This window comes from Anaeromyxobacter sp. SG66 (assembly GCF_022690805.1).
Classification (GTDB): Bacteria; Myxococcota; Myxococcia; order Myxococcales; family Anaeromyxobacteraceae; genus Anaeromyxobacter; species Anaeromyxobacter soli.
This window is the reverse complement of sequence record NZ_JALCZC010000078.1, coordinates 1-19,967: the sequence shown is the minus strand read 5'-3', so window position 1 is coordinate 19,967 and position 19,967 is coordinate 1. Positions and strand designations below refer to the sequence as shown.

The 19,967-nt window shown below is 75.0% G+C and carries 17 protein-coding genes and 1 pseudogene; 8 read left to right on the top strand and 10 right to left on the bottom strand.

Features of this window, described 5'->3' with window-relative positions:
* Window positions 1–260, top strand: a pseudogene (locus tag MNZ39_RS17790) (hypothetical protein); the annotation flags it as partial.
* Between the two features lie 64 nt (window positions 261–324).
* On the opposite strand, the gene MNZ39_RS17785 reads toward MNZ39_RS17790, so the two are convergent.
* Together MNZ39_RS17785 and dtd are read right to left on the bottom strand one after the other, a co-directional pair.
* Complete coding sequence (locus MNZ39_RS17785; protein WP_242340426.1) at window positions 325–669, bottom strand: histidine triad nucleotide-binding protein; 345 nt, start codon at window positions 667–669, stop codon at window positions 325–327.
* A 15-nt stretch (window positions 670–684) separates the two neighbouring features.
* Window positions 685–1,134 (bottom strand): D-aminoacyl-tRNA deacylase, encoded by a 450-nt coding sequence (gene dtd, locus MNZ39_RS17780; RefSeq protein ID WP_242340425.1) that lies wholly within the window; start codon window positions 1,132–1,134, stop codon window positions 685–687.
* Between the two features lie 195 nt (window positions 1,135–1,329).
* Between dtd and MNZ39_RS17775 the strand changes: the two genes are divergently transcribed.
* Window positions 1,330–2,355 carry an arginine N-succinyltransferase gene (locus tag MNZ39_RS17775; RefSeq protein ID WP_242340424.1) on the top strand — a complete coding sequence of 342 codons (1,026 nt, stop codon included), beginning with the start codon at window positions 1,330–1,332 and terminating at the stop codon, window positions 2,353–2,355.
* A gap of 91 nt (window positions 2,356–2,446) precedes the next feature.
* The gene (locus tag MNZ39_RS17770; RefSeq protein ID WP_242340423.1) at window positions 2,447–3,214 is read left to right on the top strand and encodes an ion channel protein Tsx; all 768 of its coding nucleotides are present in this window, start codon (window positions 2,447–2,449) and stop codon (window positions 3,212–3,214) included.
* Between the two features lie 74 nt (window positions 3,215–3,288).
* Here the strand turns inward: MNZ39_RS17770 and MNZ39_RS17765 are convergent, their stop codons facing one another.
* Complete coding sequence (locus MNZ39_RS17765; protein WP_242340422.1) at window positions 3,289–3,885, bottom strand: class I SAM-dependent methyltransferase; 597 nt, start codon at window positions 3,883–3,885, stop codon at window positions 3,289–3,291.
* A 106-nt stretch (window positions 3,886–3,991) separates the two neighbouring features.
* Here MNZ39_RS17765 and MNZ39_RS17760 point away from each other — a divergent pair, with 106 nt between their 5' ends.
* Both MNZ39_RS17760 and MNZ39_RS17755 read left to right on the top strand, forming a co-directional pair.
* Window positions 3,992–4,438 carry a hypothetical protein gene (locus tag MNZ39_RS17760; protein ID WP_242340421.1) on the top strand — a complete coding sequence of 149 codons (447 nt, stop codon included), beginning with the start codon at window positions 3,992–3,994 and terminating at the stop codon, window positions 4,436–4,438.
* Between the two features lie 66 nt (window positions 4,439–4,504).
* Window positions 4,505–6,403 carry a sulfatase-like hydrolase/transferase gene (locus tag MNZ39_RS17755; RefSeq protein ID WP_242340420.1) on the top strand — a complete coding sequence of 633 codons (1,899 nt, stop codon included), beginning with the start codon at window positions 4,505–4,507 and terminating at the stop codon, window positions 6,401–6,403.
* Window positions 6,404–6,424: 21 nt separating this feature from the next.
* Here MNZ39_RS17755 and MNZ39_RS17750 read toward each other — a convergent pair whose 3' ends face one another.
* Window positions 6,425–7,462: a GTPase gene (locus tag MNZ39_RS17750; protein ID WP_242340419.1), complete on the bottom strand. Its 1,038-nt coding sequence runs from the start codon at window positions 7,460–7,462 to the stop codon at window positions 6,425–6,427.
* 115 nt (window positions 7,463–7,577) lie between these two features.
* Here MNZ39_RS17750 and MNZ39_RS17745 point away from each other — a divergent pair, with 115 nt between their 5' ends.
* Window positions 7,578–11,828: a BadF/BadG/BcrA/BcrD ATPase family protein gene (locus MNZ39_RS17745; protein ID WP_242340418.1), complete on the top strand. Its 4,251-nt coding sequence runs from the start codon at window positions 7,578–7,580 to the stop codon at window positions 11,826–11,828.
* 72 nt (window positions 11,829–11,900) lie between these two features.
* On the opposite strand, the gene argB is transcribed toward MNZ39_RS17745, so the two are convergent.
* Together argB and argC are read right to left on the bottom strand one after the other, a co-directional pair.
* Window positions 11,901–12,716, bottom strand: coding sequence for an acetylglutamate kinase (gene argB / locus MNZ39_RS17740; protein WP_242340417.1), 816 nt, complete (start codon window positions 12,714–12,716; stop codon window positions 11,901–11,903).
* Window positions 12,713–13,777, bottom strand: coding sequence for an N-acetyl-gamma-glutamyl-phosphate reductase (argC, locus tag MNZ39_RS17735; RefSeq protein ID WP_242340416.1), 1,065 nt, complete (start codon window positions 13,775–13,777; stop codon window positions 12,713–12,715). Before argC ends, argB begins: the two co-directional genes overlap by 4 nt.
* 102 nt (window positions 13,778–13,879) lie before the next feature.
* On the opposite strand from argC, the gene MNZ39_RS17730 reads away from it, so the two are divergent.
* Window positions 13,880–15,037: a M20 family metallopeptidase gene (locus MNZ39_RS17730; protein WP_242340415.1), complete on the top strand. Its 1,158-nt coding sequence runs from the start codon at window positions 13,880–13,882 to the stop codon at window positions 15,035–15,037.
* A gap of 36 nt (window positions 15,038–15,073) precedes the next feature.
* On the opposite strand, the gene MNZ39_RS17725 is transcribed toward MNZ39_RS17730, so the two are convergent.
* From MNZ39_RS17725 to MNZ39_RS17715, 3 genes are read right to left on the bottom strand one after another with little or no spacing between them, the layout of a single operon-like run.
* The gene (locus MNZ39_RS17725) at window positions 15,074–15,601 is read right to left on the bottom strand and encodes a hypothetical protein (RefSeq protein WP_242340414.1); all 528 of its coding nucleotides are present in this window, start codon (window positions 15,599–15,601) and stop codon (window positions 15,074–15,076) included.
* A gap of 42 nt (window positions 15,602–15,643) precedes the next feature.
* Window positions 15,644–16,624, bottom strand: coding sequence for a transglutaminase domain-containing protein (locus MNZ39_RS17720; protein ID WP_242340413.1), 981 nt, complete (start codon window positions 16,622–16,624; stop codon window positions 15,644–15,646).
* The gene (locus MNZ39_RS17715; protein ID WP_242340412.1) at window positions 16,621–17,274 is read right to left on the bottom strand and encodes a DedA family protein; all 654 of its coding nucleotides are present in this window, start codon (window positions 17,272–17,274) and stop codon (window positions 16,621–16,623) included. Before MNZ39_RS17715 ends, MNZ39_RS17720 begins: the two co-directional genes overlap by 4 nt.
* A gap of 104 nt (window positions 17,275–17,378) precedes the next feature.
* Here MNZ39_RS17715 and MNZ39_RS17710 point away from each other — a divergent pair, with 104 nt between their 5' ends.
* Window positions 17,379–18,551 (top strand): hypothetical protein, encoded by a 1,173-nt coding sequence (locus MNZ39_RS17710; RefSeq protein ID WP_242340411.1) that lies wholly within the window; start codon window positions 17,379–17,381, stop codon window positions 18,549–18,551.
* Window positions 18,552–18,571: 20 nt separating this feature from the next.
* On the opposite strand, the gene MNZ39_RS17705 is transcribed toward MNZ39_RS17710, so the two are convergent.
* Window positions 18,572–19,210: a DUF1003 domain-containing protein gene (locus MNZ39_RS17705; RefSeq protein WP_242340410.1), complete on the bottom strand. Its 639-nt coding sequence runs from the start codon at window positions 19,208–19,210 to the stop codon at window positions 18,572–18,574.
* Window positions 19,211–19,967 lie beyond the last annotated feature (757 nt).

Sequence of the window (19,967 nt, the reverse complement as noted above, 5' to 3'; positions counted from 1 at the left end):
AGGCGGACGCGCTCGAGCGCACGCGGCGGGACGCGCAGACGTACGGCGCCCGGGACGAGGCGATGGGGACGGGCGAGAGCGCCACCCACGTCGCCGAGGCGCGCGAGGCGCTCGCGCGCGGCGACCTCTACTCGGCGCGCCTCGCCTTGTGGCGCGCCGCCCTCGCGGCGCGGTCGGCGAACGCCCTCGCGCGCGAGGGGCCGGCGGCGGCGGCTCAGGGCACGGGCGCCGCGGCTCAGGGCACCGGCGCCGGGTACTAGAGGCCAGCACCTGGCCGGTCGTCCCGCACCAACATCGTGCACCGAGCGCACTCCGCAAGGCCGACTAACCTGGAGGCCAAGCCATCCGTCTGCCTCCCAGCACATGCAGATGGATGTGGAACACGCTCTGGCCCGCGTCGCGGTTGTGGTTCATGACCACGCGGTAGCCCGGGCCGTCGATGCCGCGCGCCTTCGCGATGGCGGCGCCGGCGCGGAAGAGCTTGCCGACGAGCGCCTCGTCGTCCGGGCCGAGCTCCATCATGCTCGCGACGTGCTTGCGCGGGACGACGAGCACGTGCGTCGGCGCCTGCGGGTTCACGTCCTCGAACGCGACGGTGTCCGCGTCCTCGTGGACGATCCGCGCGGGGATCTTCTTCTCGACGATCTTGCAGAAGAGGCAGTCGGACATCCCTTGACCTCCGGTTCAGAACAGACGGCGCGAGTCGAGCAGGATGGTGACCGGGCCGTCGTTCACGAGCTCGACCTCCATCTCCGCGCGGAAGACCCCGGTCGCGACGGCGAGCCCCTTCTCGCGGAGCCGGGCGCAGACCCGCTCGTAGAGCGCGCTCGCGGTCTCGGGGTTCGCGGCGTCCACGAAGCTCGGGCGGTTGCCCTTGCGCGCGTCGCCGAGCAGGGTGAACTGCGAGACGACGAGCACCCCGCCCCCCACCTCGCCGGCGGCGAGGTTCATCTTGCCGCCCGCGTCCTCGAAGATCCGCAGGCCGGCGATCTTCTCGGCGAGGAGGTCGGCGTCGGCGGGGCCGTCCTCGCGCGCGACGCCGAGGAGCACGGCCAGGCCGCGCAAGATCCCACCGACCACCCGCCCCTCCACCCGGACCTCGGCCCGGGAGACCCGCTGCACGACGGCGCGCATGGCGTTCTCCATGTCACGGCGAGGCGCCCCGTTCAACGTTCCCGAGCGGGCGGCGGGACCCCGAACGGCCGGGCGGGATCCGCCGGCCGCCGGCGCCGACACCGGCGCGTCGCTCCTCGCGCGATCCGCGCGGGGCGCCGGGTTCCCCGCGGGTGACAGCCCTCGGGGCCCGTGCTAGTCCTCCCGACCCGACGCATGCTCCTCCTCCGCGACGCGCAGAAGTCGGATCTCGCGAGCCTCGCCCGGCTCGCGAAGGTGCTGAACACCGTCAACCTGCCGTACGACGAGCGCGCCCTCGCCCGCATCATCGACGGTTCGGTGCGGAGCTTCTCGGCGAAGATCCGCGATCCCCTGGAGCGCTCCTACGTCTTCGTGGCGGAGGAGCCGCGCTCCGGCCGGATCGTCGGCACGTCGATGGTGATCGCCCAGCACGGCACGCGCGAGTCGCCCTGCACGTTCTTCGACGTGTCCGAGCGCGAGCACTACTCGTCGACGATCGACCGGCACTTCAAGCACCAGGTCCTCTCGATCGGCTACCACTTCGACGGGCCGACCGAGATCGGCGGGCTGGTGGTGGATCCGGAGGAGCGCGGCGGCGAGGAGCGCGCGGGCAAGCAGCTCGCCTACGTGCGCTTCCTCTACATGGCGATGTTCCGCGACCGCTTCCGCGAGAAGGTGCTCGCCGAGCTCATGCCGCCGCTCACGAAGGACGGCCGCAGCGCGTTCTGGGAGGCGTTCGGCAAGCGCTTCACCGACCTCGACTACCAGACCGCCGACAAGAAGAGCCGCGAGAACAAGGAGTTCATCCAGCAGCTCTTCCCGCCCGTGGACGTGTACGCCACGCTGTTCCCCGAGCAGGTGCAGCGGAACCTCGGCAAGGTGGGCCCCGCCACCGAGCCCGTGCGGCGGATGCTCGACCGGCTCGGCTTCCAGTACGTGAGCCGCATCGACCCGTTCGACGGCGGGCCGCACTACGAGGCGCGGCTCGAGGACGTCACGCTCGTGCGCGCCTACCGGCGGGCGAAGCTCTCGGAGGAGCCCCTCGAGCGCGACGGCGAGGAGCGGCTCGTGGGCCTGCACCGGACCGAGGGGAAGAGCCGCTTCCGCGCCGTGCGCGCCCCGGCGCGGATCGACGGCGAGACGGTCCGCATCCCCGCGAAGGCACGCGAGATTCTGGGCGCGGAGCCGGGCGAGCGGCTCCACCTCGTGCCCTTCGAGTAGCGGCCGCGCCCGCTCGCACGGAGCGAGCAGCGACCGCGGGTACGGGAATACCCTTTCGAGAGTCAGAGGGCTGCGCTAGAAGCGTCGCCCCATGAACGTCTCCTCTCTCCTCCGAAGCCTCCTCGCGATCGCGCTCGTCGCGCTCGCGCCCGCGGCGCGCGCTGGCGGGTTCTCCACCACCAACGTCCAGCTGCTGCAGGGGTACAACTTCGACGACGCGCTCGGAAACTACGACCACGGGCGCCTCACGACGCTGACGCTCAACCACTTCTCCACGTGGGAGCACGGCGACAGCTTCTTCTTCACGGACCTGACCCGCGGCCGGGTGGGCGGCGAGGACGCGACCGGCGCCTACGTCGAGTGGCACCCGCGCCTGTTCCTGAACGACCTGCTCGGCCAGAAGGCCCCCATCGGCGGCGTCATCCGGAACTGGGGACTCGCGGGCGAGGTGAACCAGGGCGGCAACTTCTACGCCTACCTCGGCGGCGTCGGGTTCGACTTCGTCGCGCCGCCGGGCTGGGTGCTCGGGCTCAACCTCTTCTACCGGTACGACAAGTTCGCCGATCACCAGTGGCAGATCTCGCCGTACTGGACGGTGCCGTTCGCCGTCGGTCCGGTGCCGTTCCTCTTCACGGGCTTCGTCGACGTGAACGGCACGAAGGACGGCGCGCGCGACAACGCCGTCGAGATCTGGGCGCAGCCGGAGCTGCTCGTCGACGTGCTCTCCGTCGCGGGCGGCCCGAAGGGCAAGCTCCACGCCGGCGTCGAGTGGTTCATCCACCGCGGCTATGGCTTCGGCGAGACGGAGGCGACGGTGACCTCCGCCCCGCAGGTCATGGTGCAGTGGACGATCTTCTAGTCCGGCCATCCTGACCCGCCGCACCGAAGGGCCGCGCCCTCCCTCGAGGAGGCGCGGCCCTCGGTTTTTCTGGCTCAGATCCGCACGAACGTCGCGAGCCAGGCCTTGGCGCCGCCGGTCAGGAGGAGGCTGTCGAACACCGCGGGGCGAATCCGCACCATCGCGAAGAGCGAGCGGAACGTCGCGCGGAGGTCGTACTCGGCGACGCGCCGCGGGCCCGGCCCGGGCGGCTCCGCGTCGGAGAAGCAGAGGATGTGGAGCACGCCGCCGGGCGAGAGCACCTCCGTGAGCGACTCCGCGTACGGGCGACGCTCCTCGTCGGAGAAGACGTGGAACAGCCCGCAGTCGACGACCGTCTCGACGCGCAGGCGCAGGCGCCCGAGCTGCAGCGCGTCGGCGACGTGGAACGCCACCTCCAGCCCGCGCGCCGCCGCCTTCTCGCGGGCGCGGGCGATCGCGGCGGGCGAGCCGTCCACCCCGACGACCGGCCGGCCCAGGCTCGCGAGGTGGAGGGCGTTCTCGCCGGTGCCGCAGCCGACGTCGAGCACGGTGCCCCTCACCTCGCCCTCCCCGGCGAGCTTCACGATCTCGGGCTGCGGCCGGCCGATGTCCCAGGGCGGCGTCCCTGCCAGGTAGGCGGCCTCGAAGTCGCGGCGGGGTCCCTCGGCCATCTCGGCTCTCCTCGCTCGTGCCGCCGGAGGCGCGCGGCGAGCGGCCACGCGCGGACGGCACCCGTCCTTCTTGTCGGCCCCGGTGCGCGCGCGCAAGATCGCGCTCATGCCCTACGAGCCCGCGTTCATGAGGCAGCTCGACGCCTTCCACGGCGCGCTCGCGGAGGTGAGGACGCTCGCCGAGTGGAGCGCCTTCAAGGCGCGCTGGTTCGCGGACCAGCCCTGGCCGCGCCGCTCGGAGCAGGCGCTCCTCGCCGCGCGGGAGGCGGGGCCCACCGTGGCGCTCGCCGGCCGCACCTTCACCCGCATGCCGCTCCCCGACGACGTCTCCCCTGCCGCGCGCTACGAGTACTTCGCCGCGCTCGCCGCCGCGGGGCGCGTTCTCTTCCCCGCGCCGGAGGACCAGCCCGGCGCGGGCGGCTCGGGCGTGCGGTTCCAGTGCCCCGCCTGCGAGATGTGGACGGACGATCCCGGCGATCCCGGCTGCCCGGCGTGCGGGCGGGTGCTGCTCGAGATGAGGGTGGCGCCGCGATCCGCGCCTGCCATCGGCTGACCGCCCGCTCGGCCGCTCCCCGCCGGGTGGCGAGCACGGGCGGGTGATGCTAGGTTCCGCGCCCGAATGTCCCGCGCGCTCGATGTCGGCGCCGGGGCGACGCGGGGCGGGGCCGGGTACCGGTTCCCCGCGCTCGTCTGGTCGCTCCTGCACGTCCCGCTCTTCCTCGCCCTGTACGCGACCTCGATCGCGGCGGCGGTCCGCAACGCCCCCGCGGCGTACCGGGCGCCGCTCTGGCCCACCTTCCTCCCGCAGGCGGCGCTCCTCGCGCTCGCCGCGTTCGCGCTCGCGCTCCCCTTCTCGCTCCGACCCCGCGCGTACCGCTTCGCCGCGCCGGCCGTGCTCGGGCTCGCGACGAGCCTCGTCGCCCTCGACAGCCGGATCTTCGGGGCGGTCGGCTTCCACGTGAACGGCTTCTTCCTGCGCGTGCTGTTCCAGCCGTACGCGCTCAAGGAGACGGGCGTGTCCCCGGCGGACGTCGCGACGTTCCTCGCGGCCGGCGCCCTCTTCGTCGCGCTCGACGTCGCGGCGGGCGCGTGGTTCATCCGGCGCTTCGCGAGCGGGCGGCGTGCGTGGACCCTCGCGCTCACGCTCGTCCTGGCGGCCGCGGCGGAGCGCGTGTACGGGGCGGGGCTCGTCTACCTCGGCGGTCCGGCGATGTTCGCCGCCTCCGGCGTCCTGCCGCTGCAGGTGCCGGTGCGCATGAACGGCATCTACTCGCGCCTCTTCGGGAAGCGCGCGGTGGACCAGTTCGCCGGCCAGGAGTCGCTGCGCCTGCCGGCCGGGGTCGCGCCGGAGGAGATCCACTTCACCCGCAAGCCCGACGTGCTCTTCCTCGTCGCGGAGAGCCTGCCCGCGGCGCACCTCGCGCCGGACGTCATGCCGAACCTGTGGCGCCGCGCCGAGGCGGGCGCGCGCTTCACGCGCCACTACGCGGGCGCGGTCGCGACGCACTACACGATCTTCAGCCTCCTCTACGGGCTCCAGGCGCAGAAGCTCGAGGCCACGCTCGGCGCGGGCCGCCGGCCGGTGCTCTTCCCGGCGCTGCGCGCGAACGGCTATGCGGTGAAGGCGCTCTCCGCCTCCTGCCTCGACTGGATGGACCTGCGCGAGACGGTGTTCGCCGGCGTGTCCGCCGAGGACCTCAAGAACCGCTGCGACGGCGAGGGCTGGGGCGACCGCGATCCGCAGCTCCTCCTCGACGCGCGCAAGATGGCCGAGGCGGTCCCGCGCGAGCAGCCGCTCTTCATGTTCGTCTTCCTGTACGGGACGCACTTCAACTACTTCTACCCGCGCGGCCAGGAGCCCTTCCGGCCGGTGTGGGACGGCTCGGGGGGCATCAAGGCCACCACCGCGCCGGCGGAGCAGATCCGCAACCGCGCCAAGAACGCGGCCTACGCGCTCGACGGGACGCTCGAGGAGTTCCTCTCCTGGTTCGAGCGGACCCGCGGGAAGAAGCCGCTCGTGCTCTTCACCGGCGATCACGGGGAGGAGTTCCGGGAGAAGGGCCACCTCGGCCACGGCTCGGCGGTGACGAACGAGCAGATCCACGTGCCGTTCGTGGTGCTCGGCGACGGGATCCCGGCGGGCGTGCACGACGCGCCGACGAGCCACGTGGACTTCGTCCCGACGATCTTCTCGCTGCTCGGCGACACGCACCCGCCGTCGCTCCACTCCGACGGGCTCTCCGCGTTCGACTCGCCCGACGATCGCTTCGTGCTCTCGACGGTCGGCTGGGAGCCGCGCTACGCCGTGGTGGGCAAGGATCTCAAGGTGACGGTGTTCGCCGGTCTGGCGGGCGCGAGCGTCACCGACCCCGAGGACCGGCCGCTGCCCGACGGCAGCGCCCGCCTGGCCGCGAACGCCGGCAGGATCATGCGCGCGATGCGCGGCGAGGAGGTCGCCCCCGCCCACGCGGCGCGCCCGCTGCCCGCGTCGGCGACCGCCGGCGAGGCCGGGAGATAGCTCCGCGCGGGTCCGGCGACGTCACTCGTGTAGCTCGACCACGTCGCGGTCGGCCAGCACGTGGTGCCGATCGACCTGCTGCCCCTCGAAGCGCGCGTGGCCCCAGATGCGCGCGAACTTGAGGTGGGCGGCGACCTCGTGGTGCACGACGAGGGCGAGGTCGTGCACGGTCGCGCCGGCGGGCAGCACGAACGGCTTCCCCAGGTCAGGCTTCTTCCCCGGCTCCTTCGTGTAGACGCGCATCCGGCCGAGCGCGCGGAAGAGCTCGGGTCGCAGCGCGTCGAGACCGTCGCCGCGCGTCGCGGACACCGCGAAGAACGGCGGGTCCGCGCCCACCGCCTCGCGCGCGAGCGCCGCGAACGTGCCGTCCTCGTCGAGGTCGCGGCGCGTCGCGACGACGAGGACCGGGCGGTGGACGAGGAGCGGCGAGGCGCCCGGCGGCGGGGCGCGGCCGCGCGGCCAGACGTGCCCGCGCGAGAGGACCTCCAGCACCGCCGCGAACGCCGCCTCCACGTCGTCGGCTGTGGGGTCCAGCACGACGACGACGCCGTCCGCACCCTGCGCGAGGTTCGGCAGGTACGGCTCGGTGTGACCCGGCGCGACGGGCGGCGTGTCGACGAGCTGCACCTGCACGTCCTCGAACGCCATCATCCCCGGCAGCGGCGCGCGCGTGGTGAACGGGTACTCGCCGATCTCGGGGTGCGCGTGGGTGAGCGCGGCGAGCAGCGACGACTTGCCGGCGTTGGGGGGCCCGAGGAGCACCCACTGGCCGGCCCCCTCGCGACGCACGTGCGCGGGGTCCGTGCGGTGGACGCCGCTCTGGCGCACGTGCTCGCCCTCCTCCTCGAGCTTCGCGAGGCGCTTCTTGAGGTCGGCGTGCAGCTTCTCCGTCCCCTTGTGCTTCGGGAGGAGCGCGATCATCTCGCGGAGCGCCTCGCGCTTGTCGTCGTGGCTCGCCGCCTCGCGGAAGCGGAGCTCCGCGTCCTTGTACTGGGCGGTGAGGTTCGCGGGCACGAGCGGGATCGTGGGCGCGGCCCCTCGAGGCGGGTGCGTGGCCATCGCGGGGTGGACCCACGAGGGATGCCCGGAGCGTGGAGGCGTGCCCCTGGCCCTCTCGCCGCGCCCGTTCTGGTCAAGCCCGCCGGGCGCGCGCTGGGCGACACTCGCCGTCAGCATGCCTCGTTTCCTCGGGGTGGACGCAGGCGCCGAGACGGTGAAGGTGGTCGAGCTCGTCGCTCGCCCGGGCGAGCTCGTGTGGCTCCGGCGCGCGCGGCTCGAGCACCACAAGGCGCCCGGCCCGGCGGTGCGCGAGCTCCTCCGGCAGTGGGGATGGGACGACGTCGGCGGCGCCTTCGCGTCCGGGCGCCTCGGGCGGCAGCTGGCCCTTTCGCGCGTCCCGGCCAAGCAGGCGCGTATCGCCGGCGTGCGGTTCCTCCACGGGCCGGGCCCCGCGGTGATCGTGGACATCGGCGCGCACGGCTTCTCGGTGGTCGAGCTGGGCGGCGGCGAGGACGCGGACTACCGGGAGAACCCGCGCTGCTCGCAGGGCACGGGGAGCTTCCTGCGCCAGCTCGTGGAGCGCTTCGGGCTCGACCCCGAGGAGGCGGACCTCCTCGCCGCGCCGGTCGAGGATCCGGCGCCGCTCTCCGGCCGCTGCCCCGTCATCCTGAAGACCGACATGACCCACCTCGCGAACCAGGGCGAGGACCGGGCACGGATCCTGGCCGGCCTGTTCGACGCGATCTGCGACAACGTCCAGGTGCTGCTCCGGCGGCCCTCGGAGGCCGCGACCGTGGTCCTCGCCGGAGGGGTCGGACGCTCGCGCAGGATCCGCGAGCGGTTCGGGCGGATCGTGGCGGAGCGCGGGATGACCCTCGAGGAGGAGCGCGGCGACGACGCGCTCTACCTGGACGCGCTCGGGTGCGCGGTGCTGGCCGCCCGGGGGTCCGCGCCGCTCCCGCGGCCCGACGACCTCGTGGCCCCCGCGGCGCACGCGCCCGTGGAGCTGCTCCCGCCGCTCTCCGACACCCTGGGGCGCGTGCGCCGCCTGCCCGCGCGTCCGGCCCCCAGGATCGGCGCCGGCGACGCGCTCATCCTCGGCCTCGACATCGGCTCGACCGGCTCGAAGGCCGTCGCGCTCCACGCCGCCTCGGGTGCGCCCGTCTGGGAGAACTACACGCGCACCGCCGGCGACCCGGTGGCGGCGGCGCAGGAGCTCGTGCGCCGCGCGGCCGGCGGAGCCTTCCGGGAGGCCGTCGTGGGCCTCGGGGTCACCGGCAGCGGTCGCGAGATCGTCGGGTCGCTGCTCGCGACCTGCTACGGCGCCGAGCGGGTGCACGTGCTGAACGAGATCGCCGCTCACGCCGAGGGAGCGCGCGCCTGCGACCCGCGGGTGGACACCATCTTCGAGATCGGCGGGCAGGACGCGAAGTACATCCGGCTCCTCGGCGGCCGCGTGGTCGACGCCGCCATGAACGAGGCGTGCAGCGCCGGGACAGGGTCCTTCATCGAGGAGCAGGGGCTCCGCCTCGGGGACCGCGATGTCGAGGCGCTCGCGCGCGTGGCGCTCGGCGCCGACGCCTGCGCCGACCTGGGCCAGCACTGCGCCGTGTTCATGGCCGAGATCCTCGACGAGGCGGCGGCCGCGGGCGTCACGCGACCGCGCCTCGTCGCCGGCCTCTACGACTCGGTCGTGCAGAACTACCTGAACCGCGTGAAGGGCAGCCGCTCGGTGGGGGACGTCGTGTTCTGCCAGGGGATGCCCTTCAGCGCCGACGCGCTCGCGGCGGCGGTGGCGCGGCAGACCGGCGCGGAGGTGATCGTGCCGCCGAACCCGGGCACGGTGGGCGCGTGGGGGATCGCGCTGCTCGCGCGCGGGGCGCTGCCCGGCGGCGCTCCGCTCGAGCTCGGCCGGTTCCTCGACGCCCAGGTGGACCGGAAGGACACGTTCGTCTGCCGCTCCACGGCGGGCTGCGGCGGGTCGGGCAACTCCTGCCGCATCGAGCGGCTCCGGACGCGCGTCCAGGGGGTGCGGCGCGCGTTCTCGTGGGGGGGAGGCTGCTCCGTCCACGAGCGCGGGACCCGCACGCGGAAGCTCCCCGCCGGCGCGCCCGATCCGTTCAGGGAGCGCGCGGAGCTGGTCGAGGCCGTGCTGCGTCCGCTGTCGGCGCGCACCGGCGCCCCGCGCGTCGCCCTCGCCGAGGCGTTCCAGCTGAAGGGGCTGTTCCCGTTCTTCGCCCACTTCTTCCGGGCCCTCGGCCTCGACGTGGTCGTGGCGCGCGGAGGAGGACGGGAGCCGCTCCGCCGCGGGACGGAGCGCGCGCACGTCCCGTTCTGCGCGCCCATGCAGCAGTACCACGGCCTCGTCGCCGCGATGGCGGAGGCGCCCGCGGAGCGGGTCTTCCTCCCGATGCTGCGCGACCTGCCGGCCGTGAAGGACGAGACCTCTCACTGGCTCTGCCCGGTGGTGGCGGGGAGCGCCGACGTGCTGCGCCTCGATCTCGGGCGAGCGCTCGACGCCGGGCGGATCCTCTCGCCGGCCATCCGCCTCGGGCCGGGCTTCCTCGACGCCCCGGCGTTCCTCGACACCTGCCGCGCGCTCGCCGCGGACCTCGGGGTCCAGCGCGAGGACGCCTGGCGATCCGCCCACGCCGTCGCGCGCGAGGAGCAGGCGCGCTTCGACGCCGCCCTCTTCCGCATCGGGCGCGGCGCGCTCTACCGCTGCCGCGCCGAGGGGCTCTTGCCCGTGGTCGTCCTCGGGCGCACCTACACGATCCACGACGCGGTCCTGAGCGCGAACATCCCCGCGCTGCTGCGCGAGCAGGGCGCCGTCGCCATCCCCGTCGACTGCTACCCGTCGGCCCCGGAGACGCCGCTCGTCCCGGGCGCGTTCTGGGGCTACACGCAGCGCGTGCTGCGCGCGGCGTACGAGGTGCGGCGCGAGCCCGGGGTGTACAGCCTGTTCGCGAGCAACTACGGCTGCGGGCCCGACAGCTTCACGCTGCACGCCTACGCGCGCCTCATGGAGGGCAAGCCCTTCGCCGTCATCGAGACGGACGGCCACGCCGGCGACGCCGGGACGAAGACGCGCGTGGAGGCGTTCCTGCACTGCGTCCGCGAGGACCTGCGCTCCGGCGCGAGCGCCGCCGCGTCCGCGGCCCCGCTGCTCGCCCTCGCCTCCCAGTCGCTCCCCGAGATCGCCCGCAGCGGCGCGCGCGTGCTCGTGCCGCCCATGGGGCCGGAGGCCGGCGCGCTCGCCTCGGCGCTGCGCGGCTACGGCGTCCCCGCCGAGGTGCTTCCCCGCGCCGGCCCGGAGGCGGTCCGGCGGGCGCGGCGCCACACGAGCGGCAAGGAGTGCCTGCCGATGATCGTGACGCTCGGGTCGCTCCTGCAGCGGCTCGAGCGGGCGCACCCGCACGAGCGGCTGGCGTTCTTCATGCCGGGCTCCAGCGGCCCGTGCCGGTTCGGCTACTACCGGCAGCTCCACCAGATGATCCTGGAGCGGCTCGGGCACGGCGCGCGGGTGGGGATCTGGTCGCCGCCGGACTCGGACTACTTCGAGGGCGTGCCGCCCGGCTTCGGGGCCGTCGTGTTCGCGGGGATCGCCGGGTTCGGCCTGCTGGAGGACGCGCTCCGCGACGTCCGCCCCGTCGAGCGCGAGCCCGGGGCCGCGGCCCGCGTGCACGCGGCGCACGCGACCGAGCTCGCGGCGCTGCTCGAGCGCGCCGCCGCGGGGAGCCTCTCGGCGAGCCGCGTGCTCATGGAGGCCGCGACCGGGCGGAGCTACGGCGTGCCCGCCCTGCTCGGTCGCGCCGGGCACGCCCTCCGGAGCCTCAAGGACCCCCGGCCGCACCCCACGGTCCTCCTCGTCGGGGAGGTCTACGTGCGCTCCGACGCGGGCGCCAACGGCGACGTGGCGGACGCGCTGGAGGAGCGCGGGATCCGGGTGCGCCTCGAGCCCGTCGCCCAGTTCCTCGAGTACTCGGACCACGTCCAGGTGCGGCGCGGCCTGCGCGACACGCCCGGAGACCAGCTCAAGACGTGGGTCCGCGGCCGGCTCCTCGGCGCGTGCCGGAGCACGATGGCGAGCGCGATGGGGTGGCCGCGCCCGGCGCGCCTCGCGGAGGCGCTCGCGGCCGCGGCGCCCTACGTGCGCGAGGATCTCGAGCACGAGGCCGTCCTCGCGGTGGGCCTCCCGGTGCTCCAGTGGCGGCGCGGCGAGATCGACGGCGCCGTGTGCGTGGGCCCGCTCGAGTGCATGCCCGACAAGCTCGCGGAGGCCCAGCTCTCGCACGCGCGCGAGCGCGAGGGGCTCCTGTCCCTGAGCCTGTCGCTGAACGGCGATCCGGTGGACCCCGACGTCCTCGACGGCTTCGCCTACGAGGTGAAGGAGCGCTTTTCGCGCGCGAGGCACACGCCGCTGTAGCCGCCGACGCCGGCGCGCGTGACGCTCCGTAGCGGCTCGTCGCTTCGGGGTTTCTCGGTGGCAGTGTCGCCGTCAGCCGACCAGCACGGTCCCGGCGCTCCCCGGGTCGAGCACCGCGCGGGCGAGATCGCCCTCGCCGAGCTTCCCGACGATGACCACCGACTTCGCGCCGGAGGCGAGGACCCCGAAGGACTCCTCGAGCTTGGGGATCATCCCGCCCGAGATCGTCCCGTCCGCGACCATCCGCTCGAACTCGGCGTGGGTGATGCGGGGGATGCGGGAGGAGGGATCGGCGAGGTCGCGGAGCACGCCCGGGGTGGAGGTGACGAGCACGAGCGCGTCGGCCTCGAGCGCGCCCGCGAGCTGGCTCGCCACGGTGTCGCCGTTGATGTTGAGCAGCTGGCCCTGCGCGTCGCAGCCGAGGCAGGCGATGACCGGGACGTAGCGCCGCTCGAAGAGATCGCCGAGGAGCGGCAGGTTGAAGCCGAGGACGTCGCCGACGAGGCCCAGGTCCACCGGCTCCGGCCCGGCCCCCTTCATCACGCGGGGCGGGCGGCGGCGCGCCTGGACCATGTGCCCGCTCGCGCCGTGCAGGCCCACGCCCATGACGCCGTTCGCGAGCAGCCGGGCGCAGAGATCGACGTTGAGCTGCCCGGCGACGACGTACTTCATCACCTCGAGCGTCTGCGCGTCGGTGAAGCGGCGGCCGGCCACCATGCGCGTCTCGAGGCCGAGCGTCTTCTGGAGCGCGGTGGCCTGCGGGCCGCCGCCGTGGACGATCGCCACGCGGTTGAAGCCGTCGACGAGCGTGCGCAGGTCGCGGGCGATGACGGAGAGCTCGGGCGCGTGGACGATCTCGCCCCCGAGCTTCAGCACGATGGTCTTCATGGCGGCCACGGGCCCGGGTCGGCGAGCGAGGCCTTCTCGTCGAGCCCGAGGATGAGGTTCATGTTCTGGATGGCCTGCCCCGCCCCGCCCTTCACGAGGTTGTCGGTCGCGCCGAAGCAGGTGACGGTGCGCCGCCCCGCGCGCGCCGGGCCGGCCGAGATGCCCACCTCGGCGTAGTTCGAGCCGGAGACCGCGGCCACCTCCGGGAGGCGCTTTCGCGGGACCCGCACGAACGGCTCGCCGGCGTAGGTCTCGCGGAGGAGCCGGTCGAGCCGCTCCTGCGTCCACTCCTCCGGCAGCTCGAGGAAGGCGGTCGCGAAGATCCCGCGCGAGAGCGGCGCCGACACCGGCACGAAGCGGAGCGCGAGGTCCCTCGCGCCCGCCTGCGCGAGCGTCTCGGTGATCTCCGGGACGTGCTGGTGCTCGAGCGGCTTGTAGGTGCGGAGGTTGTTCGCGCGGACCGGGTGGTGCGTGCCCGCCGACGGCGCGACCCCCGAGCCGGACGAGCCGGTGATGCCCTGCACGTGGACGACGCCCTCGAGGAGCCCGGCCCGCGCGAGCGGCAGGAGCGCGAGCTCGATGGTGGTCGCGAAGCAGCCGGGCGAGGCCACGAAGCGGGCGGCGCGGAGCTGCTCGCGGTTCAGCTCGGGCAGCCCGTAGACGAAGTCGCGGAGCCGCTCCGGGCAGGGGTGCGTGTGCTTGTACCAGCGCTCGTACGCGGCGACGTCCTTCAGGCGGAAGTCGCCGCTCATGTCCACGATCTTGAGGCCGGGGAGCGCGGCGAGCTCGGGGACCTTGGACGCCGCGACCGTGTGCGGGAGGCCGAGGAGGACGACGTCCACTCCCTTCGCCGCCTCGGCGGGCGGCAGGCCCTCGAAGACGAGGTCGGTCACGCCCTCGAGCGCGGGGTCCGCCGCGGCGAGCGGCTCCCCCACGAAGTCGATCGAGGCGACGCGGACGAGCTCCACGTCGGGGTGGATGAGGAGGCGGCGGATCATCTCCGCGCCGCCGTAGCCCGAGCCGCCGATCACCGCGGCCCGGTAGCGCTTGCCCGGTGCCATGCGCCGCCCTTATACCGGGGTCTCCCGCGCCCGGCCAGCGGCCGGCGCGGCCCGCCGAGGGCGAGGTCGCCCCCGCGCTCGCGCACCGGAGGTCTCGCCCTCATGGCCGGCCGCATCGACGACGCCCTCCACTGGCTCTCGGGCCAGCGCGGCGCGCTCGAGTCGCTCCTCGAGCGGCTCGTGGCAGTCAACTCCTTCACCGCGAACAAGGCCGGCGTGCAGGCGGTCGCGAACCTCGTCGCGGGACAGCTCCGCACGCTCGGCTTCGCCGTCGAGCTCCGCCCCTCGACGCGCTTCGGCCCGCACCTCGTCTTCAGCGGGCCTGCGGACGGCGCGCCGGTGTTCCTCGTCGGCCACACCGACACGGTGTTCCCGCCGGGCACCTTCGAGGGCTTCCGGCGCGAGGGGAGCCGCGCGGTGGGGCCGGGCGTCTTCGACATGAAGGGCGGCATCGCGGTGATGCTGTACGGGCTCGTCGCCGCCAAGCGCGCGGGCCTCCTCGAGCGCGTGCCGGTGAAGGGCATCCTCGTCGCCGACGAGGAGGTGGGCTCCCCGGAGTCGCAGCCGCTCATCCGCGCGCACGCGCAGGGCGCCGCCTGCGCGCTCGGCTTCGAGTCGGGCCGGCCGGGCGATCTGCTCGTCACGCGGCGCAAGGGGGTGGGCTCGATCCACGCCGAGGCGCGCGGCGTCGCCGCCCACGCGGGGAACGAGCACGACAAGGGTCGGAACGCGATCTGGTCGATCGCGCGCTTCGTCGATCGCGTCCAGGCGCTCACCGACTACGAGCGCGGCCTCACGGTGAGCGTCGGGCTCGTGTCCGGCGGCACGACCAAGAACACCGTGCCGGCCGAGGCCCGCTGCGACGTGGACCTGCGCTTCGAGACGGTGGAGGACGGGCAGCGGCTCGGCGAGGCGATCCAGGCGATCGCGGCGGAGGCGGCCGTCCCCGGCACGACCCTCGAGCTCTCGCACGGCGGCTGGCGAGATCCGCTCGAGCGCACGCAGGCCTCGTCGGCGCTCGCCAAGGAGTACGGCGACTGCCAGCGCGAGAGCGGGCTCGGCCAGGGCGAGGCGCCCCTCGTCGGCGGCGGCTCCGACGCCTGCACCACCGGCGCGGCGGGGATCCCCTCGATCGACGGGCTCGGGCCGCGGGGGAAGGGCTTCCACACCACCGGCGAGGAGGTGGACCTCTCGACCCTCGTGCCGAAGGCGACCGCGTTCCTGCGCTTCCTCGCGCGACGGGCGGGCTCCATCGCGTGACGGACGGCGGTCCGGGGCGGGCCCGCTGGACGGCCTTCAACGCGCGGGCTGCGGCGCGGCGCTCCGGCTCTTGGCGCGCCGGCGCGGCGCGGTCCCGAACGCTTCCTCCGCTGCCTTGAGCCGCCAGCGCTCGAGCTCGTCGCGATGACGCCGCGCGCGCGCCTCGAGGGCCCCGAGGTCGAAACCTTCGAGGCGGGGCTCGTGCCGCTGCGCGCGGGCCAGCGCGCTCCAGAGGCCGCGCCGCGACTCGCTGCCGGCGGCGAGCGCCTCGAGCTCCCAGACGCGCGACAGCGGCGAGTAGGAGAGGAGGCGCCCGTTCAGCTTCAGCCGCCCGGCCAGCTCGCCGAGCATGACCGCCGTCTCCTTGAGCCCGCTCGGCGTGCCGCCGAGCGCCTTCAAGACGTCGCGGACGAGCTCCCGATCCTCCTGGAGCTCGGGAAGGAGGCGCTCGAGCGGCTCCGCGTAGGGCGAGCCGCGGTTCGAGGCGAGCGCCCGGCGAGCGAGCCGTACGCCGCCGAGCGACAGGGCGAGGTGGTCTTCCACGTACCGCGCGATGAGGTCCACGCCGGGAAGATGCGGCCGGAGGCGCGCCGGCGCCCGGAGGTCTCACCGCGCCAGCACCGCCGCCCGCCCCCAGCACGCCAGCACGCGCCGCCCGGCGGCGAGCGCTCCTGCGCGATCGCCGGGGGCGAAGCGCGCGAGCGTGAAGCGCGGACCGCGCGCGGGGAGCTCACCGAACGAAGGGTCGACCGGGACGTAGCGATCCCCCTCGCGGAGCTCGGCCCACGCGTGCCAGACGAAGCCTCTCCCGTCCCAGGCCACCCCGAGCGCGGTGCGACCCACGTGTCCGCGGCCCCTTGCGCGCGCCAGGTAGGCGGCGGTCTTCTCCCGGCAGCTCGCGCCCGGCGCGGCAGGCGCGGGGAGCGGGGTCGCCGGCGCGGGCGCGGGCGGGTCGAGCGACACGCCGCAGAAGCTCGACGCGAGGGCGGGATCGACCGGGCCGGGGACACGAACCGACAGGCGCGGCGGCCGCCCGGGCACTGCGGCTCGCCCGTCGCGGACGAAGCGCGTCCCCTGCTCGGGGAGCTCGATCGCGGCCGGGAAGCCTCCCGGACCGGGCGTGACGCGCTCGCGCACGCCCAGCACGGTCGCGTCGAGCGCGCCCGACGCCCAGGCGCCGCACGCCCGACCGGCGGCGAGCGTCTCCTCCTCGAACGCCTCGAGGCAGGCGGTCCCCTCGCCCTCCCTCGCGGCGGAGGCGAGCAGGAGCTCGGCGAGCGCCGCCGGGACGCGCCCGGCCGGCGCGGCCTCGTGCGTGACCACTCCGTCGCGCGTCCTGAGGATTTCGCCGGTGGCGACGCCCTCGCGATCGACCTCGGTCTCGAAGCGGCGGGCGGTCACCGCGCCGCCGGCCTCCTCCGGGAGCCGCAGGCGCGTCTGCAGCACCGCCCGGCAGCGCGGCCCCTCGCAGCGTACGGCGAGCTCGGCCGCGCCGACCGGGACGCCGCCCACCTCGACGCGGTAGCGCGCGCTCCCGTCGGGCAGCGCGAGCCCCACGACGAGCACGAGCGCGGCGGCGAGGCTCACCGTCCCTCACCGGCGCGGGCGGCCCGCCGCGCGGCGCGCCGGCGCCACAGCACGGCCGCGAGCGCGAGCGCGGCGACGATCGCCACGACGATCCAGGCGGCGCGCGTGTAGCGCTCGAAGAGGAGCAGGAGCTCCTCCACGTTGTGCGCGACCAGCGCCCCGGCCCCGAGCAGCACGGCGTTCCAGAGCGCCGCGGAGAGGCCGCCGTAGAGGAGCACGCTGCGGAGCGGGATCCCCGACGCGCCCGCGGCGAGGAAGAAGAAGGCGCGCAGCCCCGGGAAGAAGCGGTTCGCGACGAGGAGGAGCGCCCCCCAGCGCCGGTAGCTCGCCTCGAAGCGCAGCAGCCGCTCCTCCGAGAGCGGCCGCCGCTCTGCGAGGCGCCGATCGAGGCGGCGCCCCAGGGCGGCGCCGATCCGGTAGTCGACCCAGGCCCCCAGCACCGCGCCGGCGGTGACCGACACGAAGGTGACGGGCCAGGAGAGCTCTCCCTGCACCGCGTACCAGGCGCCGAGCACGACGACGAGATCGCCCGGGAACGGCGGGAACACGTACTCGACGAAGCTCGCCGCGAAGAGGATGAGGGGCGCCACCGGCCCGGTGCGCGAGACGGCGTCGGCGAGCGTCTGGGCGAGCCCGGTGAGCGAGGCCACGCGCCGATGTTACACATCGATGCACGCCGGGGCGATCACCTCCTCCGGCGCCCCATCCGCTCCATCGCGCGACCGGCCGCCGGTCGGCGTGCTATTCCCTCGCCGTGGATCGCCGCTCCCTCGCCGTCACCGCCGCGCTGGCGGCCCTGTGGCTCGCGGCCGGCTACCTCAACGTCGCGCGCGGCGCTGCGCACGCCGGGGCGGGGTACCGGTTCTGGTCGTTCCAGCACCACTGCTACTCCGACGTCATCGCGCTGCACGGGGATCGCTACCTCGGGGGCGCGCACCCGCTGCCCTACCTCGAGGATCGGATCGAGTACCCGGTCCTGCTGGGGCTCGCGCTCTGGCTGCCGTCGTACGTCCCCGGCGGCGCGCTCGGTCACTTCACCGCCACCTACCTCTTCCTCGCGGCCTGCCTCGCGGTGACGCTCCTCGCGCTCGCGCGGCTCCCCGGCGCGCGCCCGTGGTGGCTCGGCGCGACCCCGGCGCTCGTCTACTACGCCGGGCTCAACTGGGATCTCCTCCCCATCGCGCTCCTCGCCCTCGCGCTCCTCGCGGAGGAGCGCGGTCGCGTCGCCGGCAGCGGCGCGCTGGCGGCGCTCGGCGTCTCGGCGAAGCTCTTCCCGGCGGCGCTCGTCCCGCCCGCCCTCGCCGCGCTGGCGTCGAGGCCCGGTCCGCGCCTGCGCGCGCTCCTCCGCTACGCGGCGGCGCTCGCCGGCGTCGTCCTCGCCGTGAACCTCCCCTTCGCGCTCGCGGCGCCGGAGCGGTGGAGCTGGTTCTTCCGGTTCAACGCCGGGCGAGGCGCGGAGAACTCCATCTGGGACGCCTTCGCCATCCCGCGCGGGCCGCTCCTCGAGGCGCTGTCCGCGGGGCCGCTCGCGCTCGCCGCGCTCGCCGGCGCCGCGGCGACCTTCCTCGCGGCCCGCCGGGGCGGGGATGCGGCGCGGGCCGCCCGGCTCGCGACGGCGCTCGCGCTCGTCGTGTGGATCGCGACGAACAAGGTGTGGAGCCCGCAGTACGCGCTCTACGGCTTCCTCGCCGGCGCGCTCGCCGCCGCGCCCGCGACGCTGTTCGCGGCGCTCACGGCAGCGTCGATCTGGGACTTCCACGTGGCGTTCGAGGTCCGGGCCCGGCGCTGGGAGCCTTGGTTCCGCGACCACCTGTTCCACCCCACCGCGGTGGTCCGCACCCTGCTCTGGCTCGTGCTCGCCGCGCTCGTCGCCCGCGCGCTGTGGCGCGAGGCGCGGGGCCTCGCCCCCGGGGCCGCCGAGCCCTGACGGTGGAGCGGCGGCGGCCGTCACGTGGGCGGCGGCGCGCCCTCGCGCGGCTCGTCCCCCTCGGCGCGCTCGATGCGGTCGAGCACGGCCTCCGGGCGGACGTCGCGCCCGAGCTCCTCGAGCTCGGCGCTCCGCGACTCCTCGATGCCCATGCGCTCCGCGATCGCGGCGACGAGCCGGATGAGCCGCGTCACCTCGTGCTCGCCGAGCAGGCTGATCTGCAGGTCGAGATCGGCCCGCCGGTCGGCCACCGCGGCCATCCGGTTCTGCATCACGAGCACGAACGTGGAGAGGAAGATCGCCTCCACGGACGCGGCGGTGGCGAGCTTCACGAAGTCCGCGTCGAAGCGCGGGGCGCCCGGCAGCAGGCCCACGTTCGCCGCGATCCAGAGGGCCACGATCACGAGGTGCAGGTAGACGAACGTCATCGAGCCCGCGAAGCGGCCGATGCGCTCGGCGAGCCGGTCCTGCAGCGCCGCGCGCCGCTCGTCCACGCGCCGCCGCGCGAGGATCGAGGCGATGTTTCGCTCGAGGACGCGCGCGAGCCCTGCGCCTCGCCCCTCGACCTGCCCTGGGATGTCATCCGCTCCCCCTGAGCGGGAAGCTAGGCACCAGCGGCTCGCCCCGTGCAGCCGGGCCGTCCGGAGCACGGCGCGCACGCGGCGGCGGGGGGCGCGGCACGCCCGCCCGTTCGCTGAACGGCCAATCATGACTCGCGAACAGGCGAGCGAAGCGAGCCCGCCGGGGCGACGCCGCGGAAGCGGCGAAGCCGCTCGCGGCGGCGCACGGGACCCGGCGAGCAGGGGTGGGGCCCCCGACGAGCTCCGCTCGGCGGGGCGGGGGCGCAGCCCTGAGGATTCGTCACATCTTCGGCTGCTGACCGGGGGAGCGGCTCTGGTCGGACTAGCGGCGCACCGCGCGCTCCGGCTGGGCATCGACGGGTCGGCACCCGCGCGCGCCGGGAACGCTCCGGGCGGAGCACTGCGGGCGGCAGGGCGGTGAGCGCCACCGGCGGGGGCGCAGGGGTTCGGAAGCCCGGAAGGACGCGAGCGGCGAGTCGACGCTCTAGCCGCGCGGCCATGCGAACCGGTCCTCGGTCCGCTGGAGCTTCGGCCAACTCCGGGGCGCCGCTGGGTCACTGCGCCCACATCCCCAGCTGCATGACGGGACGCAGAGGCGCCACGTCAGCGCGCGAGAGCGGTGTCGGCCTGTCGCTCGCACCGCGGCGGAAGCGATCCATGTGCTCGCGCCCGAAGGTGCTCTCCGCGTGAAGCAGGTTGTGGGCTCGGCCTGACGGATCCCCTCAAATCAGCACACCTGAGCGGCAGCGATACGCTCTCGGAGTGAGTCCCATGGTTCTTCCGCCAGGGCGCCTTCGAGGAGGTCCGGCGCGTGGTCCGCGAGCACAAGTCTGCC

What these genes read in the sequence shown, in the direction of transcription:
- MNZ39_RS17785 (WP_242340426.1), bottom strand. Translation starts at nt 669, where the DNA reads ATGTCCGACTGCCTCTTCTGCAAGATCGTCGAGAAGAAGATCCCCGCG.
- dtd (WP_242340425.1), bottom strand. Translation starts at nt 1,134, where the DNA reads ATGCGCGCCGTCGTGCAGCGGGTCTCCCGGGCCGAGGTCCGGGTGGAG.
- MNZ39_RS17775 (WP_242340424.1), top strand. Translation starts at nt 1,330, where the DNA reads ATGCTCCTCCTCCGCGACGCGCAGAAGTCGGATCTCGCGAGCCTCGCC.
- MNZ39_RS17770 (WP_242340423.1), top strand. Translation starts at nt 2,447, where the DNA reads ATGAACGTCTCCTCTCTCCTCCGAAGCCTCCTCGCGATCGCGCTCGTC.
- MNZ39_RS17765 (WP_242340422.1), bottom strand. Translation starts at nt 3,885, where the DNA reads ATGGCCGAGGGACCCCGCCGCGACTTCGAGGCCGCCTACCTGGCAGGG.
- MNZ39_RS17760 (WP_242340421.1), top strand. Translation starts at nt 3,992, where the DNA reads ATGCCCTACGAGCCCGCGTTCATGAGGCAGCTCGACGCCTTCCACGGC.
- MNZ39_RS17755 (WP_242340420.1), top strand. Translation starts at nt 4,505, where the DNA reads ATGTCCCGCGCGCTCGATGTCGGCGCCGGGGCGACGCGGGGCGGGGCC.
- MNZ39_RS17750 (WP_242340419.1), bottom strand. Translation starts at nt 7,462, where the DNA reads ATGGCCACGCACCCGCCTCGAGGGGCCGCGCCCACGATCCCGCTCGTG.
- MNZ39_RS17745 (WP_242340418.1), top strand. Translation starts at nt 7,578, where the DNA reads ATGCCTCGTTTCCTCGGGGTGGACGCAGGCGCCGAGACGGTGAAGGTG.
- argB (WP_242340417.1), bottom strand. Translation starts at nt 12,716, where the DNA reads ATGAAGACCATCGTGCTGAAGCTCGGGGGCGAGATCGTCCACGCGCCC.
- argC (WP_242340416.1), bottom strand. Translation starts at nt 13,777, where the DNA reads ATGGCACCGGGCAAGCGCTACCGGGCCGCGGTGATCGGCGGCTCGGGC.
- MNZ39_RS17730 (WP_242340415.1), top strand. Translation starts at nt 13,880, where the DNA reads ATGGCCGGCCGCATCGACGACGCCCTCCACTGGCTCTCGGGCCAGCGC.